At 73.2% G+C, this 14,729-nt stretch carries 9 protein-coding genes and 2 pseudogenes; 6 read left to right on the top strand and 5 right to left on the bottom strand.

What is annotated here, in order from left to right:
* Window positions 1-134: 134 nt before the first annotated feature.
* Window positions 135-1,511: a uracil-xanthine permease family protein gene (locus tag ACN20G_RS23300; RefSeq protein ID WP_424215647.1), complete on the bottom strand. Its 1,377-nt coding sequence runs from the start codon at window positions 1,509-1,511 to the stop codon at window positions 135-137.
* 556 nt (window positions 1,512-2,067) lie between these two features.
* On the opposite strand from ACN20G_RS23300, the pseudogene ACN20G_RS23295 reads away from it, so the two are divergent.
* Both ACN20G_RS23295 and ACN20G_RS23290 read left to right on the top strand, forming a co-directional pair.
* Window positions 2,068-3,360, top strand: a pseudogene (locus ACN20G_RS23295) (uracil-xanthine permease family protein); the annotation flags it as partial.
* Window positions 3,361-3,493: 133 nt separating this feature from the next.
* Window positions 3,494-4,141, top strand: a pseudogene (locus ACN20G_RS23290) (DUF5995 family protein); the annotation flags it as partial.
* A 240-nt stretch (window positions 4,142-4,381) separates the two neighbouring features.
* Here ACN20G_RS23290 and ACN20G_RS23285 read toward each other — a convergent pair.
* The 4 genes from ACN20G_RS23285 to ACN20G_RS23270 all read right to left on the bottom strand — a co-directional run bounded on the left by ACN20G_RS23285 (window position 4,382) and on the right by ACN20G_RS23270 (window position 9,204).
* The gene (locus tag ACN20G_RS23285; RefSeq protein WP_424214754.1) at window positions 4,382-6,079 is read right to left on the bottom strand and encodes a flavin monoamine oxidase family protein; all 1,698 of its coding nucleotides are present in this window, start codon (window positions 6,077-6,079) and stop codon (window positions 4,382-4,384) included.
* Between the two features lie 157 nt (window positions 6,080-6,236).
* Window positions 6,237-7,037 (bottom strand): carbon-nitrogen hydrolase family protein, encoded by an 801-nt coding sequence (locus tag ACN20G_RS23280; protein WP_424214753.1) that lies wholly within the window; start codon window positions 7,035-7,037, stop codon window positions 6,237-6,239.
* A gap of 216 nt (window positions 7,038-7,253) precedes the next feature.
* On the bottom strand, window positions 7,254-7,715 hold the full coding sequence (locus ACN20G_RS23275; protein WP_424214752.1) for an Lrp/AsnC family transcriptional regulator: 462 nt from the start codon (window positions 7,713-7,715) through the stop codon (window positions 7,254-7,256).
* Window positions 7,716-7,725: 10 nt separating this feature from the next.
* Window positions 7,726-9,204 carry an amino acid permease gene (locus tag ACN20G_RS23270; protein ID WP_424214751.1) on the bottom strand — a complete coding sequence of 493 codons (1,479 nt, stop codon included), beginning with the start codon at window positions 9,202-9,204 and terminating at the stop codon, window positions 7,726-7,728.
* Between the two features lie 393 nt (window positions 9,205-9,597).
* Between ACN20G_RS23270 and ACN20G_RS23265 the strand changes: the two genes are divergently transcribed.
* From ACN20G_RS23265 to ACN20G_RS23250, 4 genes are all read left to right on the top strand, one after another.
* Window positions 9,598-10,734, top strand: coding sequence for a GDSL-type esterase/lipase family protein (locus ACN20G_RS23265; protein WP_424214750.1), 1,137 nt, complete (start codon window positions 9,598-9,600; stop codon window positions 10,732-10,734).
* A gap of 10 nt (window positions 10,735-10,744) precedes the next feature.
* Complete coding sequence (locus ACN20G_RS23260; RefSeq protein ID WP_424214749.1) at window positions 10,745-11,590, top strand: LytR/AlgR family response regulator transcription factor; 846 nt, start codon at window positions 10,745-10,747, stop codon at window positions 11,588-11,590.
* Between the two features lie 66 nt (window positions 11,591-11,656).
* Window positions 11,657-13,468, top strand: coding sequence for a cation acetate symporter (locus tag ACN20G_RS23255; RefSeq protein ID WP_424214748.1), 1,812 nt, complete (start codon window positions 11,657-11,659; stop codon window positions 13,466-13,468).
* Complete coding sequence (locus ACN20G_RS23250; protein WP_424214747.1) at window positions 13,465-14,694, top strand: sensor histidine kinase; 1,230 nt, start codon at window positions 13,465-13,467, stop codon at window positions 14,692-14,694. The genes ACN20G_RS23255 and ACN20G_RS23250 overlap by 4 nt, the downstream gene beginning before the upstream one ends.
* Window positions 14,695-14,729: the final 35 nt, after the last annotated feature.

Here is a 14,729-nt window from a genome sequence, read left to right as displayed (position 1 = left end):
TCCCGGTGTAGGCCATGCTGCTCCTTCGGAAGTGGGGTTTCCCCCTTGGGCGCGAATGAATGAACTAACCGTGGTACATCAGATGGTACAAAAGAGCCCCGGCCGTGTGGCCGGGGCTCCCTGGTGACGTGCGCTCAGTGCGCGTCGTCGTACTTCGTGGTTCCGCCGTCGAGGAGCTGGGGTTGGGGGGTCCCGGCTGCCTTGGAGAGCCAGCGAAGCGCGTGGTACCCGGTCAGGCAGATCAGCGTACCGAGGGCGATGCCGGACAACTCGAAGTTCTCGGAAAACTTGAGCGAGACACCCCCGATTCCGATAATGACGCCGGCCGCAGCCGGGACCAGGTTGAGGGGCTGCGTGAAGTCCACCTTGTTGCGGACCCAGATTTGGGCACCGAGGAGCCCGATCATGCCGTACAAGATCACGGTGATGCCGCCCAGGACGCCGCCGGGGATCGCGGCGACGAGGGCACCGATCTTCGGGCAGAAGCCGAAGAGGAGCGCGAAGCAGGCCGCAGCCCAGTAGGCCGCGGTCGAGTAGACGCGGGTCGCGGCCATGACGCCGATGTTCTCGGCGTAGGTGGTGGTGGCCGGGCCGCCCACGGCCGTGGAGAGCATCGTCGCGGCGCCGTCAGCGGCGATGGCCTTGCCCATCTGGTCGTCCAGGGGGTCTCCGGTCATCTCGCCGACGGCCTTCACGTGGCCGGCGTTCTCGGCGATGAGCGCCACCAGGACGGGGAGGGCCACGAGGATCGCGGATGCGCTGAAGGAGGGCGAGTGGAAGGTGGGCAGGCCGATCCAGTCGGCGTTCTTGACGGGGGTGAAGTCGATGCGCCAGTGGTCCACGATCTTGCCGGAGCCGTCAGCGGAGTGGATCTTCCCCATGGTCACGTCGAGGACCCAGGAGAGGACGTACCCGAAGAGGAGGCCCAGGAAGATGGCGATGCGTCCCCAGAAGCCTCGGAGGACGACCAGGGCGAGGCCGGTGAAGGCCATGGTCGCCAGGGCAACCCACTGGTCCTGCGGCCAGTAGGTTCCGGCGGTGACGGGGGCCAGGTTGAAGCCGATCAGCATGACCACAGCGCCGGTCACGGCCGGCGGAAGAACCGCGTGGATGACCTTCCCGCCGATGATCTGAATCAGGATGCCGCAGGCCGCCAGGGCGGCGCCGACAACCAGGAGCGCGCCGGTCAACGTTCCGGCATCTCCGCCTTGTCCCGCGATGACGGCGGCGACGCCGACGAAGGAAAGCGAGGACCCGAGGTAGCTCGGAATGCGGCCCTTCGTCAGGACCAGGAAGAGCATGGTCGCCACACCGGACGCCATCAGGGCCAAATTGGGGTCGAGGCCCATAAGGACCGGCGCTACAAAGCACGCGCCGATCATGGAAACGACGTGCTGAGCACCGAGGCCCGCCGTGCGGCCCCAGCTCAGGCGCTCGTCGGGTTTGACGATCTCCCCGGGTGCCAGGTGCTTACCGTCGCCGTGCAGCTTCCATCCGAAGCCGGTCGTCATGCTCACCATCCAGTTGTGCTCCGCCCAGCGAATCGCGGGGCCTCGGCAATGAAAGTCGATGGGAGGCCAGGGACCAAACCGGCGCAACTGTGCATCGAATGAACTAACTGTCCTGATGATGTCGGAGGGGCCCTTTGGCGGGGTCTTACGCCTCTGAGACGGGTATTCCCCTGGAACGGCGGGTTCCGTACTCTTCGATCATGGAAATTGGCACGGTCAGAACGGTCGGGGGAGGCCGCAGGAAGCCCCCCGAGCCCCCTCCGGAGCGGCCCACGGCCGCTGACATCTTCCTGCACAACACCTTGGCCAACATCGCGGTCTGGAGGGCGTCCGAGGGAGCCTCGAAGGCCGCTCCGGACGCCTCGGAAGAGGTCGCTGTCCGTCTGACCCCCCGCGAGTTCGAGCACATAGCCCGGCTACTCGCCGAGGACGGCTCGCGACGTTCCGTGGAGATCCTGGATGCCCTCGCTGACGCCTCGCAAGAGCGTGTCGGGGATGTTTCCGCAGGTGAGTGGGTTGCCAGGCCGCTTCTGGAAGGTGGTGATGTACAGTCTGAGCCACATTCGTCGCTCCGGTCCTCATGGGTCTGGACCCCAACCTCGCGATCATGATGTCCGGTGTCGCCACCGTCATCTTCCTGCTGGCCACCCGCGGCCGGATCCCCTCCTACCTGGGCTGTTCGCTGTCCTTCGTGGGCGTGGCCGCCGCCATCCGGGCGAGCGGCGGGGACAGCGCGGTGGTGACGGGCGCGGTCTTCGTGGTCGGCGCGGCCCTGTTCCTCTCGGGCCTCGCGGTGCAGCGGTTCGGCGCGCGGATCATCCACGCGGCGATGCCGCCGGTGGTGACGGGCGCGGTGGTGATGCTGATCGGCTTCAACCTGGCCCCGGTCACCGCCTCCACCTACTGGCCGCAGGACCAGTGGACGGCGCTGCTGGTGATGCTGTTCACCGGTCTGGCCGTGGTCTGCCTGCGCGGGTTCTGGTCGCGGATCGCGATCTTCCTCGGCCTGATCTTCGGGTACGGGATCTCCTGGCTGTTCGACCGGATCTTCGGCATGATCCACTCGCCGATGGGCGGGCCCGAGGCCGTGGACCACTGGCGGCTGGACCTGTCCGGGGTGGCGAAGGCCGACTGGATCGGGCTGCCGTCGTTCCACGCCCCCGCCTTCGAGTGGTCGGCGATCCTGATCGCGCTGCCGGTGGTCATCGCGCTGATCGCGGAGAACGCCGGGCACGTGAAGGCGGTCGGCGAGATGACCGGCGACCCGCTGGACGACAAGCTGGGCACCGCGATCGCCGCCGACGGCGCCGCGTCCATGCTCTCCACCGCCGTGGGCGGCCCGCCGAACACCACCTACTCCGAGAACATCGGCGTGATGGCGGCGACCCGGGTGTACTCCACCGCCGCCTACTGGGCCGCCGCCGGCTTCGCCCTGCTGTTCGGCCTGTGCCCCAAGTTCGGCGCGGTCGTCGCGGCCATCCCGGGCGGGGTGCTGGGCGGGATCACGGTGATCCTGTACGGCATGATCGGCCTGCTCGGCGCCCAGATCTGGATCAACGGCCGGGTGGACCTGCGCAATCCGCTGAACCTGGTGCCGGCCGCCGCGGGCATCATCATCGGTGTCGGCGGGGTCAAGCTGCAGATCACCGACTCCTTCGAGCTGGGCGGCATCGCGCTCGGCACCATCGTGGTGATCACCGGCTACCACGCGCTGCGGTACTTCGCCCCGGCGCACCTGAAGGAGCAGGAGCCGCTGCTGGACTCCGGCACCTCCGCCTACGACGAGAAGGCCGAGGGGAAGGCCGACGGGGCGGACGCGACCGGCGCGCAGGGGCGCCCCGGCGCCTGATCCCGCACGCGCGACGGCGACCGGCCCCACCGGGCGCCGTCGCGCACCCGCTTCCCGGCCCGTTCGTCCGAACCGGCGAAGCATCGGCGAAACCACTCCCCCGCGAGCACCGCGCCCTGGGACCCTGCGTCCCATGGAAGCGGTGCTCGCGCACATGCGCGCCCTCGATCGACGACTGCCCCCGCAGGACGGCGTCGCCCTCTTCAACCGGGTCTACCTGCGGGTGACCGAAACCCTGCACGCCCGCGTCGACGACGGTTCGTTCCCCGTGCCGCACCGGGCCGCGACGCTGAGCGCGCGGTTCGCCGGGTTCTGGCTGGACGCGGTGGCCGAGGAGGCCGCCACGGGGGGCGGCCCGGCCTGCTGGCGCCCCCTGTTCCGGTCCCGGCACCATCCGGGGATCCGGCCCCTGCAGTTCGCGCTGGCCGGGATCAACGCGCACGTCGGGCACGACCTGCCGCTGGCGGTGGTGGCCGCGTGCCGCGAGCTGGGCTGCGAGCCGAAGGCGCTGGAGGGGGATTTCGACCGGGTCGGGGAAACCCTGGTGGCCCTGGAGGAGGCGATCCGGGAGGAGCTGATGCCGGGGCCGGACCTGCTGGAGGTGGCCGATCCGCTGACCCACCTGGTGGGTTCGTGGAGTCTGCAACGGGCCCGGGACGCCGCCTGGGGCGCCGCACGGCTGCTGTGGGCGCTGCGGCGCAGCCCGGGCTCGGCGGCGGAGTTCACGGAGGCCCTGGACTCGGGGGTGGGTCTGGTCGGACGCTGCCTGCTGGTCCCCGTCGGCGCGCCCCGAAGCTCGACGGACCCGCGCCGCGCCCGGCAGCCCGGCCCGGGGGCGGCCCGGCCGCCGCTGTTCGACTCCGGGCCCGAGCAGGTGCCGGTCCAGCCCTCGACGCGTCTCGAACGCCCGGGGGCCCGGGCGCACGCGTGAGCCGCGTTGGTGCGCGGTCCGGCGCGCGCGACAGGTCGCACGCCGGACCGCGGGTTCGGTGGGGGCGCCGCCGCAGCGGGCCCCGGGAGGTCAGTCCTCCGGCAGCTCGACCGGGGCGATCTCCTCGTAGCGGTCGCCGGGGCCCGGGTTGGTCGGGTCGGTGGCGCCGCCGAACTGGTGCATGACGCCCCAGACCGCGTTCAGGGCGGTCTGCACGGCGCCCTCCGCCCAGCCGGCGGTCCAGGAGATGTCGTCGCCGGCGAGGAAGATGCCGCGCTTGTCGGCGGGCAGTTCCTCCTGCATGAAGTGGGTGAACAGGCGCCGCTGGTAGCGGTAGTGGCCGGGCAGGTTGGCCTTGAACGCGCCCATGAAGTAGGGCTCGTTCTCCCAGGAGACGGTGACCGGGTTGCCGATGACGTGCCGGCGGATGTCGACCTTGGGGTAGATCTCGCCGAGGGACTTCAGCATGACCTCCATCCGCTCGTTGGCCGAGAGCGGCAGCCACTTGAGGCTGTCGTCGCACCAGGTGTACGAGAGGCAGATGACGGCGGGCTTGTCGGGGCCGTCGTCGAGGAGGTAGGTGCCGCGGGTCATGCGGTCGGTGAGGGTCATCGACATGACGTCGCGCCCGGTCTCCTCGTCCTTGTCCAGCCAGAACGGCCGGTCCACGGGGACGAAGAGCTTGCTGGACTCCATGTAGTGGGTGCGCTCGATCGCCGTCCAGTGGTCGATCGGGAACAGCGAGTCGTCGCAGTCGATCTTGGAGAGCAGCATCCAGGACTGGGCGGTGAAGATCGCGGCCCGGTAGGTGCGGATGTCCCCGGTGGCGTCGGTGACGGTGATGCGGTTGCCGGCGGTGCGGTGCAGGCGGGTGACGGCGGGGCGGGGGGCGCCCTCGTGCAGGGAGGACAGGGAGGTGCCCTGGGCCCAGTGCACGAGCTTGCCGGGCTCGCGCTCCCACAGCCGCAGCGGCAGCTGCTCGGAGCCGCCGACGATGCCGCGGTGGTGGTCGTCGGCCTCGGTGTAGACCACCCGCAGGATCTCCAGGATGGAGTTGGGGAAGTCGGTGTCCCAGCCGCCGGTGCCGAAGCCGACCTGGCCGAAGATCTCGCGGTGTCGGAAGGACTTGAAGGACTCGGACTCGCAGAGGAAGCCGTAGAAGGTCTGGTTGTCGAGCTTCTCCACCAGGCGGGCCCAGATCTCGCGGATCCGGGGCACGTCGCGTTCGCGCATGGCCTGGTTCATGTCGGAGAAGTCGGCGCCCTCCTCCAGGCAGGCGTTCCAGGCGGCGGCCACGTCGCGGTAGACCTGCGGGAGGTCGGCGATGGTCTCCGCGTAGTGGCTCTCGCCCTTGAGGTCCACGACGGTGGAGGGAGTGGCCTCGGAGAGCGGGTTGGGGAAGGGCCGGGTCTCCAGGCCCACGAGGTCGATGTAGTGCTGGAGGGCGGTGGAGGAGGGCGGGAACCGCATGGCGCCCATCTCGGCGGTGAGGCCCTCGGTGTTGGGCCCGTCGAAGGTCGCGGTCCGCAGCCGGCCGCCGATCCGGTCGGCCTCGTAGACCACGGGGCGCAGGCCCATCTTCATCAGCTCGTAGGCGGCGATGATCCCGGAGAGCCCGCCGCCGATCACGGCGACCTCGGTGCCGTGCTCGCCGGCCGGTATCTGGCCGAGGCCGGCGGGGTGGGCCAGGAAGTCGTCGTAGGCGTACGGGAAGTCCGGCCCGAACATGGTGATCGGGGGCTGACCCTCGCTGTGCGGGACGGCGGTGGTGGGCACCGTGGAGGTCATGGGACGGACTCCTTGCGGGGTGGTACGGGGGGGCTGCGGGGCGGGGCTGGGGCGGCGCGGTGCCGGGCGCGCCGGGGCGGGGCCCGCCGGACGGGGCGGGCCGCGCCGGTCCGGTGCGGCGGTCGGGTGGTGCGGGAGGGGGGCCGGGGCCCGGGGGTCAGACCAGGGAGGCGTACAGGCCGGGGCGGCGGTCGCGCAGGTAGGGGTTGTTCTCCCGGGAGGCCGCGAGGAGGGCCGGGTCCACCTCGGCGAGGATCAGTTCCTCGGTGCGGCCGGCGCGGGCGCGGGTGGCGCCGTCGGGGCTCGCGAGGCAGCTGGCGCCGACGAACTCGAACGCTCCCTCGGGGCCGACGCGGTTGACGTACGCGATGTACATCTGGTTCTCGAAGGCGCGGACCGGGACGAGCTGCTCGGCCACGAACTGCGCGGGGTGCATGAGCGCGGTCGGCACGAGGAGCAGGTCGGTGCCGGCCAGCGCGTGGGCCCGGACGGCCTCGGGGAACTCGACGTCGTAGCAGATCAGCAGGCCGAGGGTGAGTCCCGCGAGCTCGACCTGGACCACCGCCCGGTCCCCGGGGGTGAACAGGTCCTGTTCGAACTCGCCGAAGAGGTGGGTCTTGCGGTAGTTCGCGAGCCTGCGGCCCTCGTGGTCGACGAGCTGGGCGGCGTTGTACAGGACGCCGTCGGCGGCCTCGGGGTGGCCGTAGAGGACGGCGATCCCGTGCCGGCGGGCGATCTCGGCCACGGCCTCGGCGGCGGGGCCGTCGGCGGGCTGGGCCAGGGCGCGCATCTCGGCGGGGTCGAGGGCGTAGCCGGTGAGGAACAGCTCGGTGGTCACCAGCAGGCCGGCCCCGCCGGCGGCGGCGCGCGCGGCGGCCTCGTCGAGCGCCTTGAGGTTCTCGGCGGGGGAGCCGAGCCGTCCGGAGCTCTGGAGGAGTGCGGTGCGCAACGCGGGCATGGGGACCTCTGGGGCTGGTGGGAGGGGGCCTTCGGCAACGGTACGTTCGGACGTTCGACCCGGACAAGGCGCGAACATTGCGCGCGGAGCGTCGGTTCGTTGCGTGTTCGACGCCCCGCACGGCGATTCGTTGCGCGGACGCGGGAGGGGGCGGTCCGAAGCCCCGCCGAGCCCGTTCCCGGGGCCCGGCCTCGGGCCCGTTCCCCGGCCCCGGTCTCAGGCCCCGGCGGGGGCGCCGGAGGTGAACCGGCGCAGCAGCGGGGAGAGCACGAGGACGGACTTGGTGCGCTCCACGAAGGGCTCGCCGGCGATCCGTTCCAGCACCCGTTCGAAGTGGCGCATGTCGGAGGCGAAGACCTGCACGAGGGCGTCCGCGTCCCCGGTGACGGTGGACGCGGACACCACCTCGGGGTAGCGCTCCAGGCCCCGCCGGATGTCGTCCGGCGAGGTGTTGTGGCGACAGTAGATCTCGATGAAGCCCTCGGTCTCCCAGCCCATGGCGGCGGGGTCCACGCGGACGGTGAAGCCGGTGATGGCTCCCTCGGCCCGGAGCCGGTCCACCCGCCGTTTGACGGCGGGGGCGGACAGGCCCACCTCGGAGCCGATGTCCGCGTAGGAGCGCCGGGCGTCCTCGGCGAGGGCGTGCACGATGCGTTCGTCGAGATCGTTCAGTCGCACGGGGGGTGAATCACTTCTCTGGGATGGCGGGGTCTGCGGTGGCCGCGTCGACCGAGAGGCCGGACCGGCGCATGCCGTACAGGAAGTAGATCACGAGTCCGACCGCCATCCAGGCACCGAAGACCGCCCAGGTCACGCCGGGCAGCTCGAACATGAGGTAGGCGCAGAAGCCGAAGCCCAGGATCGGGGTGACCGGGAAGAGGCCCACGCGGAAGGTGCGGTTCATGGTGGGGCGGGTGTAGCGCAGGATCACGACGGCCACGTTGACCAGCGCGAACGCGAAGAGGGTGCCGATGCTGGTGGCGTTGGCCAGTTCGCCGAGCGGGATGGTCGCGGCCAGCAGCCCGCAGAACAGGCAGACGATGATCGTGTTGGCGCGCGGGGTGCCGGTCTTCGGGTCGACGGTGGCGAAGGTCTTGGGGATCAGGCCGTCGCGGGCCATCGCGAAGAGCACGCGGGTCTGGCCGTAGAGCACGGCGAAGACCACCGAGGCGATGGCGACGACGGCGCCGGCGGCCAGCACCACGCTCCAGAAGGGGTGCCCGGTGACGTCCTCCATGATCTTGGCGAGGGCCGCCTCGCTGCCCTCGAACTCCTGCCAGGGCATCGCGCCCACGGCCACCACGGCGACCAGGCAGTAGAGCACGGTGACGATCAGCAGCGAGAGCATGATGGCGCGCGGCAGGTCCCGCTTGGGGTCCTTGGCCTCCTCGCCGGCGGTGGAGGCGGCGTCGAAGCCGATGTAGGAGAAGAAGAGCATGGAGGCGGCGGTGGTGATGCCCGCGACGCCGAGCGGGGCGAGCGGGGCGTAGTTGCCGGACTTGATGCCGAGGAAGCCGATGGCACAGAAGAGCACGAGGGTGACGATCTTCACCGCGACCATGATCGAGTTGACCCGGGCGCTCTCCTTGGCGCCGCGCAGCAGGAAGACCATGGCGAGGAGGACGACCACGAGGGCCGGCAGGTTGACGAACCCGCCCTCGCCCAGCGGCGCGGACACCGACTGCGGGATGGTGACGCCGAACAGGCCGTCGAGCAGTTCGTTGAGGTACTGGCCCCAGCCGACGGCCACGGCCGCCACGGAGACCCCGTACTCCAGCACCAGGCACCAGCCGCAGACCCACGCGACCAGCTCGCCCATGGTGGCGTAGGCGTAGGAGTACGAGGAGCCCGAGACGGGGATGGTGCCGGCCAGCTCCGCGTAGGAGAGGGCGGAGAACAGGGCGGTCAGGCCCGCGACCACGAACGCGATCCAGACGGCGGGCCCGGCGAGCGGGGTGGCCTCGCCGAGGACCACGAAGATGCCGGTGCCCAGGGTGGCGCCGATGCTGATCATGGTCAGTTGCCACATGGACAGGGAGCGCCGCAGGGCGCCGCCCTCGCCCTGCCCGGCCTCGGCGACGAGCCGTTCGACGGGCTTGCGGCGGAGCAGGGGGTGGGCGGGGCGTGCGGGGGCGAGCGGCGGGGACGCCGGGCCGTGGTCGAGCACGAGGGGACTCCTTTTGCGGCACTGCGGACTGCGGGTCGGGAGGTCCGGGAGGGGAACGGGCGACCGCGACGGTCCGGGGCCGGGAGGGCGCGGGCCGGCAGGGGGCCGGGCGCTTGGGGCAGGGGGGACCGCCGAGCAGGGCGGTGCGCGCCACTCCACGTACAGGGGGTGAGCCTATGAGCTGAGGGCTACCGCCCGTAATGCACCTTCCTTGCACAATGGCGAACGATCGTTGCGCGGATCTGTCCCGAATGGGTCTTTGTTGCGCGCGGACGATCGATCACTGCGTGTCATGGTGAACGGGCGGGAACCCGCCGCCGACGGTGCGCGGGGGTTCTCCGGGGGTAGGTCGCCCTCCGGCGGCGCCCGCCGCCCGACCCCCGGGGAGGGACCGTGTCGAAGTCCGAGCCAGCGCGAGCGGCCGCGCGCACGCCCGATCCGGGCCCGGTCGGGGCCGACCCGTGGCAGGACCCGCGGCCGCTGCTGCGCGGGGTGGCCTGGTGGGACCCGCGCGCCGACCGACCCGTGCGCGCCCGCCCCGAGGACACCGGCCGGCTGCCCTGGGACATGGGCGAGCGGGCGACGCTGCCGATCGGGGTCCGCCTGGAGTTCCGGCTCGACGCGGAGCGGCCGGCCCGCGCGGTCGAACTGCGCTACCGGGCCGAGGTGCCGCCCGCCGGCACCCCGCTGTGGGAGTTCGCGCACGGCTTCGCGCTCTGGGACCGGACCGGGCCGCTGGCCGAGGTCTTCGCGCCCCCGGCCCCCGAGGGGGTGGTCCGCCTGGAGCTGCCGGCCCGCGCGCCCACGGGCACCCTGCTGCTGTACCCGCCCGAGGGCCGGGCCCCGCGTCACGTGGCCGTGCGCGGGATCGGCGGGCCCCTGCTGCCCGCGCCCGCCGGCCCGCGCTGGGTGGTGCACGGGGACTCCATCACCGAGGGCTGGTCCGCGACCCGGCCCGCGCACGGCTGGGCGGCGGTCGCCGGCCGGGCCCTGGGCTGGGACACCGTGAACCTGGGGTACGCGGGCGGGGCGCGCGGGGAGCTCGCGGTGGCCGAGCAGTTGGCCGCGCTCCCGGCCGACGTGCTGACCCTGGCCTTCGGCACGAACTGCTGGCACGCCGTCCCGCACACCGCGCCGCTGTTGGAGGCGACGGCCCGGACCTTCCTGGAGCTGGTCCGCCAAGGCCATCCGCGCACCCCCCTGCTGATGGTCTCCCCCGTGCTGCGCCCGGAGGCCGAGCGCACCCCGAACCGGGTCGGGGCCACCCTGGGGGCGCTGCGGGAGGCGATGGAACGGGCGGTGCTGGCGCGGATCGCGGCCGGGGACGACCGGCTGGCCCTGCTGCCGGGGCGGGGCCTGCTCGGGGTCGGGCACCTCCCCGACGGGCTGCACCCGGACGACGCCGGGCACCTCAGGCTGGGCGGCGCGGTGGTCGGGGCCCTGCGCCGAGCGGGCTTCGCCCCCGACCCGGCCCCCGACCCCGTCCCCGTCTCCCGGCCGGCCGATCGGGACGGGAGGGTCACGCACTAGGTTGGGAGGCATGTTGCGCGTACTGGCGGTGGACGACGAACGGCCGCTCCTGGACGAGTTGCTGCACCTCCTGCACCGGGACCCGCGGGTCTCGACGGCGGAGGGGGCCGCGGACGCCACCGAGGCCCTGCGGCGGATCACCCGGGCGGTGGAGGCGGGGCCGGACGGGGCGCAGGCCCTGGACGTGGTCTTCCTCGACATCCACATGGCCGGGCTGACCGGGCTGGACATCGCCCGGTTGTTGGCGGGGTTCGCGCGCCCGCCGCTGATCGTGTTCGTCACCGCCGACGAGGGTTTCGCGCTGACCGCGTTCGATCTGCGGGCCGTGGACTACCTGCTGAAGCCGGTGCGTCCGGAGCGGTTGGCGGAGGCGGTGCGCCGGGTCTGCGATCTGCTGCACGGGCCCCGCCCCGCGCTCCCGGCCGGTCGGCCCGCGGCCCCGCGCCCGCCGGAACCCGCGGGCCCCGCGGGCCTCTCGGAACGGCGGCCGGAGCGGGGACCGGAGCAGATCGCGGTGGAACTCGCGGGGGTCACCCGGTTCGTGGCCGTCTCCGACATCGCCTACGTGGAGGCGCAGGGGGACTACGCGCGGCTGTTCACCGACGAGGGCAGCCATCTGGTGCGGATCCCGGTGTCCACGTTGGAGGAGCGGTGGGCGGCGCGCGGGTTCGTGCGGATCCACCGGCGGCACCTGGTGGCGCTGTCGCGGATCGAGGAGTTGCGGATGGACTCGGGGGCGACCACGGTCCGGGTCGGCGCGGTGGACCTGCCGGTGAGTCGGCGGCACACGCGGGAGTTGCGCGAGCTGTTGACCCGTCACGTGGCGCGCGGGCCGGCGGGCCGGCCCCGTCCCTGAGGCCCGGCGGGCGCTGCGTAGACTTCCGGTCCGCCCGCCCCGACCCGCCGTCCGAGGACCGACCCGGTGAACCAGACCCACGCGCTCGTCGCCGTCACGGTGGTCGTGCTGGCCACGGTGTTGATCGGGGGCTGGGGACTGCGGCTCTCGCGGACCACCTCGGACTTCTACGTGGCCTCGCGGACGGTGGGGCCGGGGCTGAACGCGGCGGCGATCAGCGGGGAGTACCTGTCGGCGGCCTCCTTCCTCGGCATCGCGGGGCTGGTGATGCTCCAGGGGCCGGAGATGCTCTGGTATCCGGTGGGCTACACGGCCGGGTATCTGGTGCTGCTCGTGCTGGTGGCCGCGCCGCTGCGGCGGTCGGGGGCGTACACCCTGCCGGACTTCGCCGAGGGACGGTTGCGTTCGCGGGCGGTGCGCCGGATCTCGGTGCTCTTCGTGCTGGGGGTGGGATGGCTGTACCTGATCCCGCAGTTGCAGGGCGCGGGGCTGACCCTGGAGGTGTTGACGGGGGCCCCGCACTGGGTGGGCGCGGTGGTGGTGGCCCTCGTGGTGACGGGGGCGGTGGCGGCGGGCGGCATGAAGTCCGTGACCCTCGTGCAGGCATTCCAGTACTGGCTGAAGTTGACGGCCCTGCTGGTGCCGGTGTTCTTCCTGCTGGCGGCCTGGGCGGGGGACGGGGCGCCGCGGGCCCGGTTCGACGCGCCGGCGGTGTTCCGTGAGCACCGGGTGGTGCGGATGGCGCAGGAGACCCGGATCGTGCTGGACGAGCCGTTGACGCTGACGGTCTCCGGGCGGGTGGACGGCCGATCGCATCCGGGGACGCCCCTGACCCTGCCGGCCGGCACCCACCGGATCGGTTCCGGCACCGAGTTGGCCTTCCCGGCGGGCGCCCGGGTGCCCCGGACGGCGGAGCCGGCCGCGGCCGGGGAGGGGTCGCCGGGGGCGGGTCTGGGCGGTCCGGCGCCGGCGGCGGCCGAGGACCCGGGGCACCGGGCCCGGCGCCTGTACGCGGTGTACGGGCTGATCCTGGCGACGTTCCTGGGCACGATGGGGCTGCCGCACGTGGCGGTCCGCTTCTACACCAGTCCGGACGGGCGGGCGGCCCGCCGCACCACCCTCGTGGTGCTGGGGTTGATCGGCGTGTTCTACCTGCTGCCGCCCGTGTACGGGGCGCTGGGGCGGATCTACGCGCCGGAGCTGGCGCTCACCGGGAACGCGGACGCGGCGGTGCTGGTGCTGCCGGCGCGGGTGGTGGGGGGCCTGGCGGGCGAGTTGTTGGGGGCGCTGCTGGCGGGGGGCGCGTTCGCGGCGTTCCTGTCCACGGCCTCGGGGCTGACGATGGCGGTGGCCGGGGTGCTGCACCAGGACGTGCTGCCCCGGCGGCGGCGCGGGGTGGGCGGTTTCCGGTGGGCGGCGCCGGCGGCGATGGTGGTGCCGTTGGCGGCGGCGCTGGGCACCCGGGACGTGCCGGTGGCCGACGCGGTGGGCCTGGCGTTCGCGGTGTCGGCCTCCTCGTTCTGTCCGCTGCTGGTGTTGGGCATCTGGTGGCGGGGGTTGACGGCGCCGGGGGCGGTGGCCGGGTTGTTGACGGGGGGCGGGGCGGCGCTGGGCGCGGTGTTGGCGACCCGGGCGGGGGTGGTGCCGGGCGGGTGGGCGCACACCTTGGCGGCGTGGCCGGCGGTGTGGTCGGTGCCCTTGGGTTTCGTGACGATGGCGGCGGTGTCGTGGGCGACCCGGGGCCGGGTGCCGGAGGGCACTCCGGCGCTGTTGGCGCGGCTGCACCTGCCGGAGGGGATGGAGGTGCGGTCGGTGACGGCGTACGCGCGGGAGGAGGCGTCCCGGCGCGAGCCGGGGGCCCCGGGGGCGGTCCGGTGAGCGGGGACGGGTGGGCGCTGGTGCCGGTGCTGGGGGCCCTGGGCGCCTGCGGGGCGGCGGGTTTCGGGCTGGGGCTGCGGGTAACCCGGTCGCGTCCGCGCCGGCCGGGCGGGGCCGGTGCGGGGGCCGGGTCGGGGCTGGGGACCCCGGTGGAGCTGGCCACGTTCGAGACCCTGCACGCGGCCTCGTTGGCGGCGCCGCCGCTGCGCGCGGGGCTGACCCGGGACGCGGCGCGGCGCGCGGTGCGGGGGCTGCGCGGGCTGCTCGGCACGGAGGCCCTGGCGCTGGCGGACCGCACGGAGCTGCTGGCCTGGGACGGGCCGGGCGCGGACCACCACGGGGCGCAGGCCCTGGCGGGGGTGGCGGAGTCGGTGGCCTCGGGGCGCGGGCGGGGCGCGCGGGTGGTGTGCGAGCGGCCCGGGTGTCCGTTGCGGTGGGCGGTGTGGGCGCCGTTGACGGGGGAGGACGGGCCGGCGGGGGCGCTGGTGGCGTTCGGGTCGCGGGAGTCGGCGGTGTTGGCGCGGGCGGCGGTGGAGGTGGCGCGCTGGGTGTCGGTGCAGTTGGAGCTGTCGGAGCTGGACCGGTCGCGGACCCGGTTGATGGAGGCGGAGATACGGGCGTTGCGGGCGCAGATCTCGCCGCACTTCATCTTCAACTCGCTGGCCGCGATCGCCTCGTTCACCCGGACCGATCCGGAGCACGCGCGGGAGCTGTTGTTGGAGTTCGCGGACTTCACCCGCTACTCGTTCCGGCGGCGGGGCGAGTTCGCCACGCTGGCCGAGGAGTTGCGGGCCATCGAGCAGTACCTGGCGCTGGCGGGGGCCCGGTTCGGGGACCGGTTGACGGTGACCCTGCGGGTGGCTCCGGAGGTGTTGCCGGTGGCGGTGCCGTTCCTGTGCCTGCAACCGTTGGTGGAGAACGCGGTGAAGCACGGGTTGGAGGACTCTGCGGGCGGCTGTCGGATCGTGATCGAGGCGCGGGACGCGGGCACGGAGGCGGTGTTCACGATCGAGGACGACGGGGTGGGCATGGACCCGGCCCGGTTGCGGCGGATCCTGGCGGGCGAGGAGCGGGGCTCGGGCTCGGGGGTGGGCCTGCCGAACGTGGACGAGCGGCTGCGGCAGACCTTCGGGGACGAGCACGGGCTGGTGATCGAGACCGGCCCGGGGGCGGGCACGAAGGTCACGGTGCGGGTCCCGAAGTACCACCCGGACGTCCGCGCCTGAACCCGGGCCCGCGCCACGGGAGGGTCCGCTACGCC

This window comes from Streptomyces dryopteridis (assembly GCF_049606955.1).
Lineage (GTDB): Bacteria > Actinomycetota > Actinomycetes > Streptomycetales > Streptomycetaceae > Streptomyces.
This window is presented reverse-complemented; position numbering and strand designations above follow the sequence as displayed.

Bases quoted from the DNA above. Each gene is read 5' to 3' on its own strand.
- ACN20G_RS23300 (WP_424215647.1), bottom strand. From the start codon at position 1,511: ATGACGACCGGCTTCGGATGGAAGCTGCACGGCGACGGTAAGCACCTG.
- ACN20G_RS23285 (WP_424214754.1), bottom strand. From the start codon at position 6,079: ATGACCTCCACGGTGCCCACCACCGCCGTCCCGCACAGCGAGGGTCAG.
- ACN20G_RS23280 (WP_424214753.1), bottom strand. From the start codon at position 7,037: ATGCCCGCGTTGCGCACCGCACTCCTCCAGAGCTCCGGACGGCTCGGC.
- ACN20G_RS23260 (WP_424214749.1), top strand. From the start codon at position 10,745: ATGTTGCGCGTACTGGCGGTGGACGACGAACGGCCGCTCCTGGACGAG.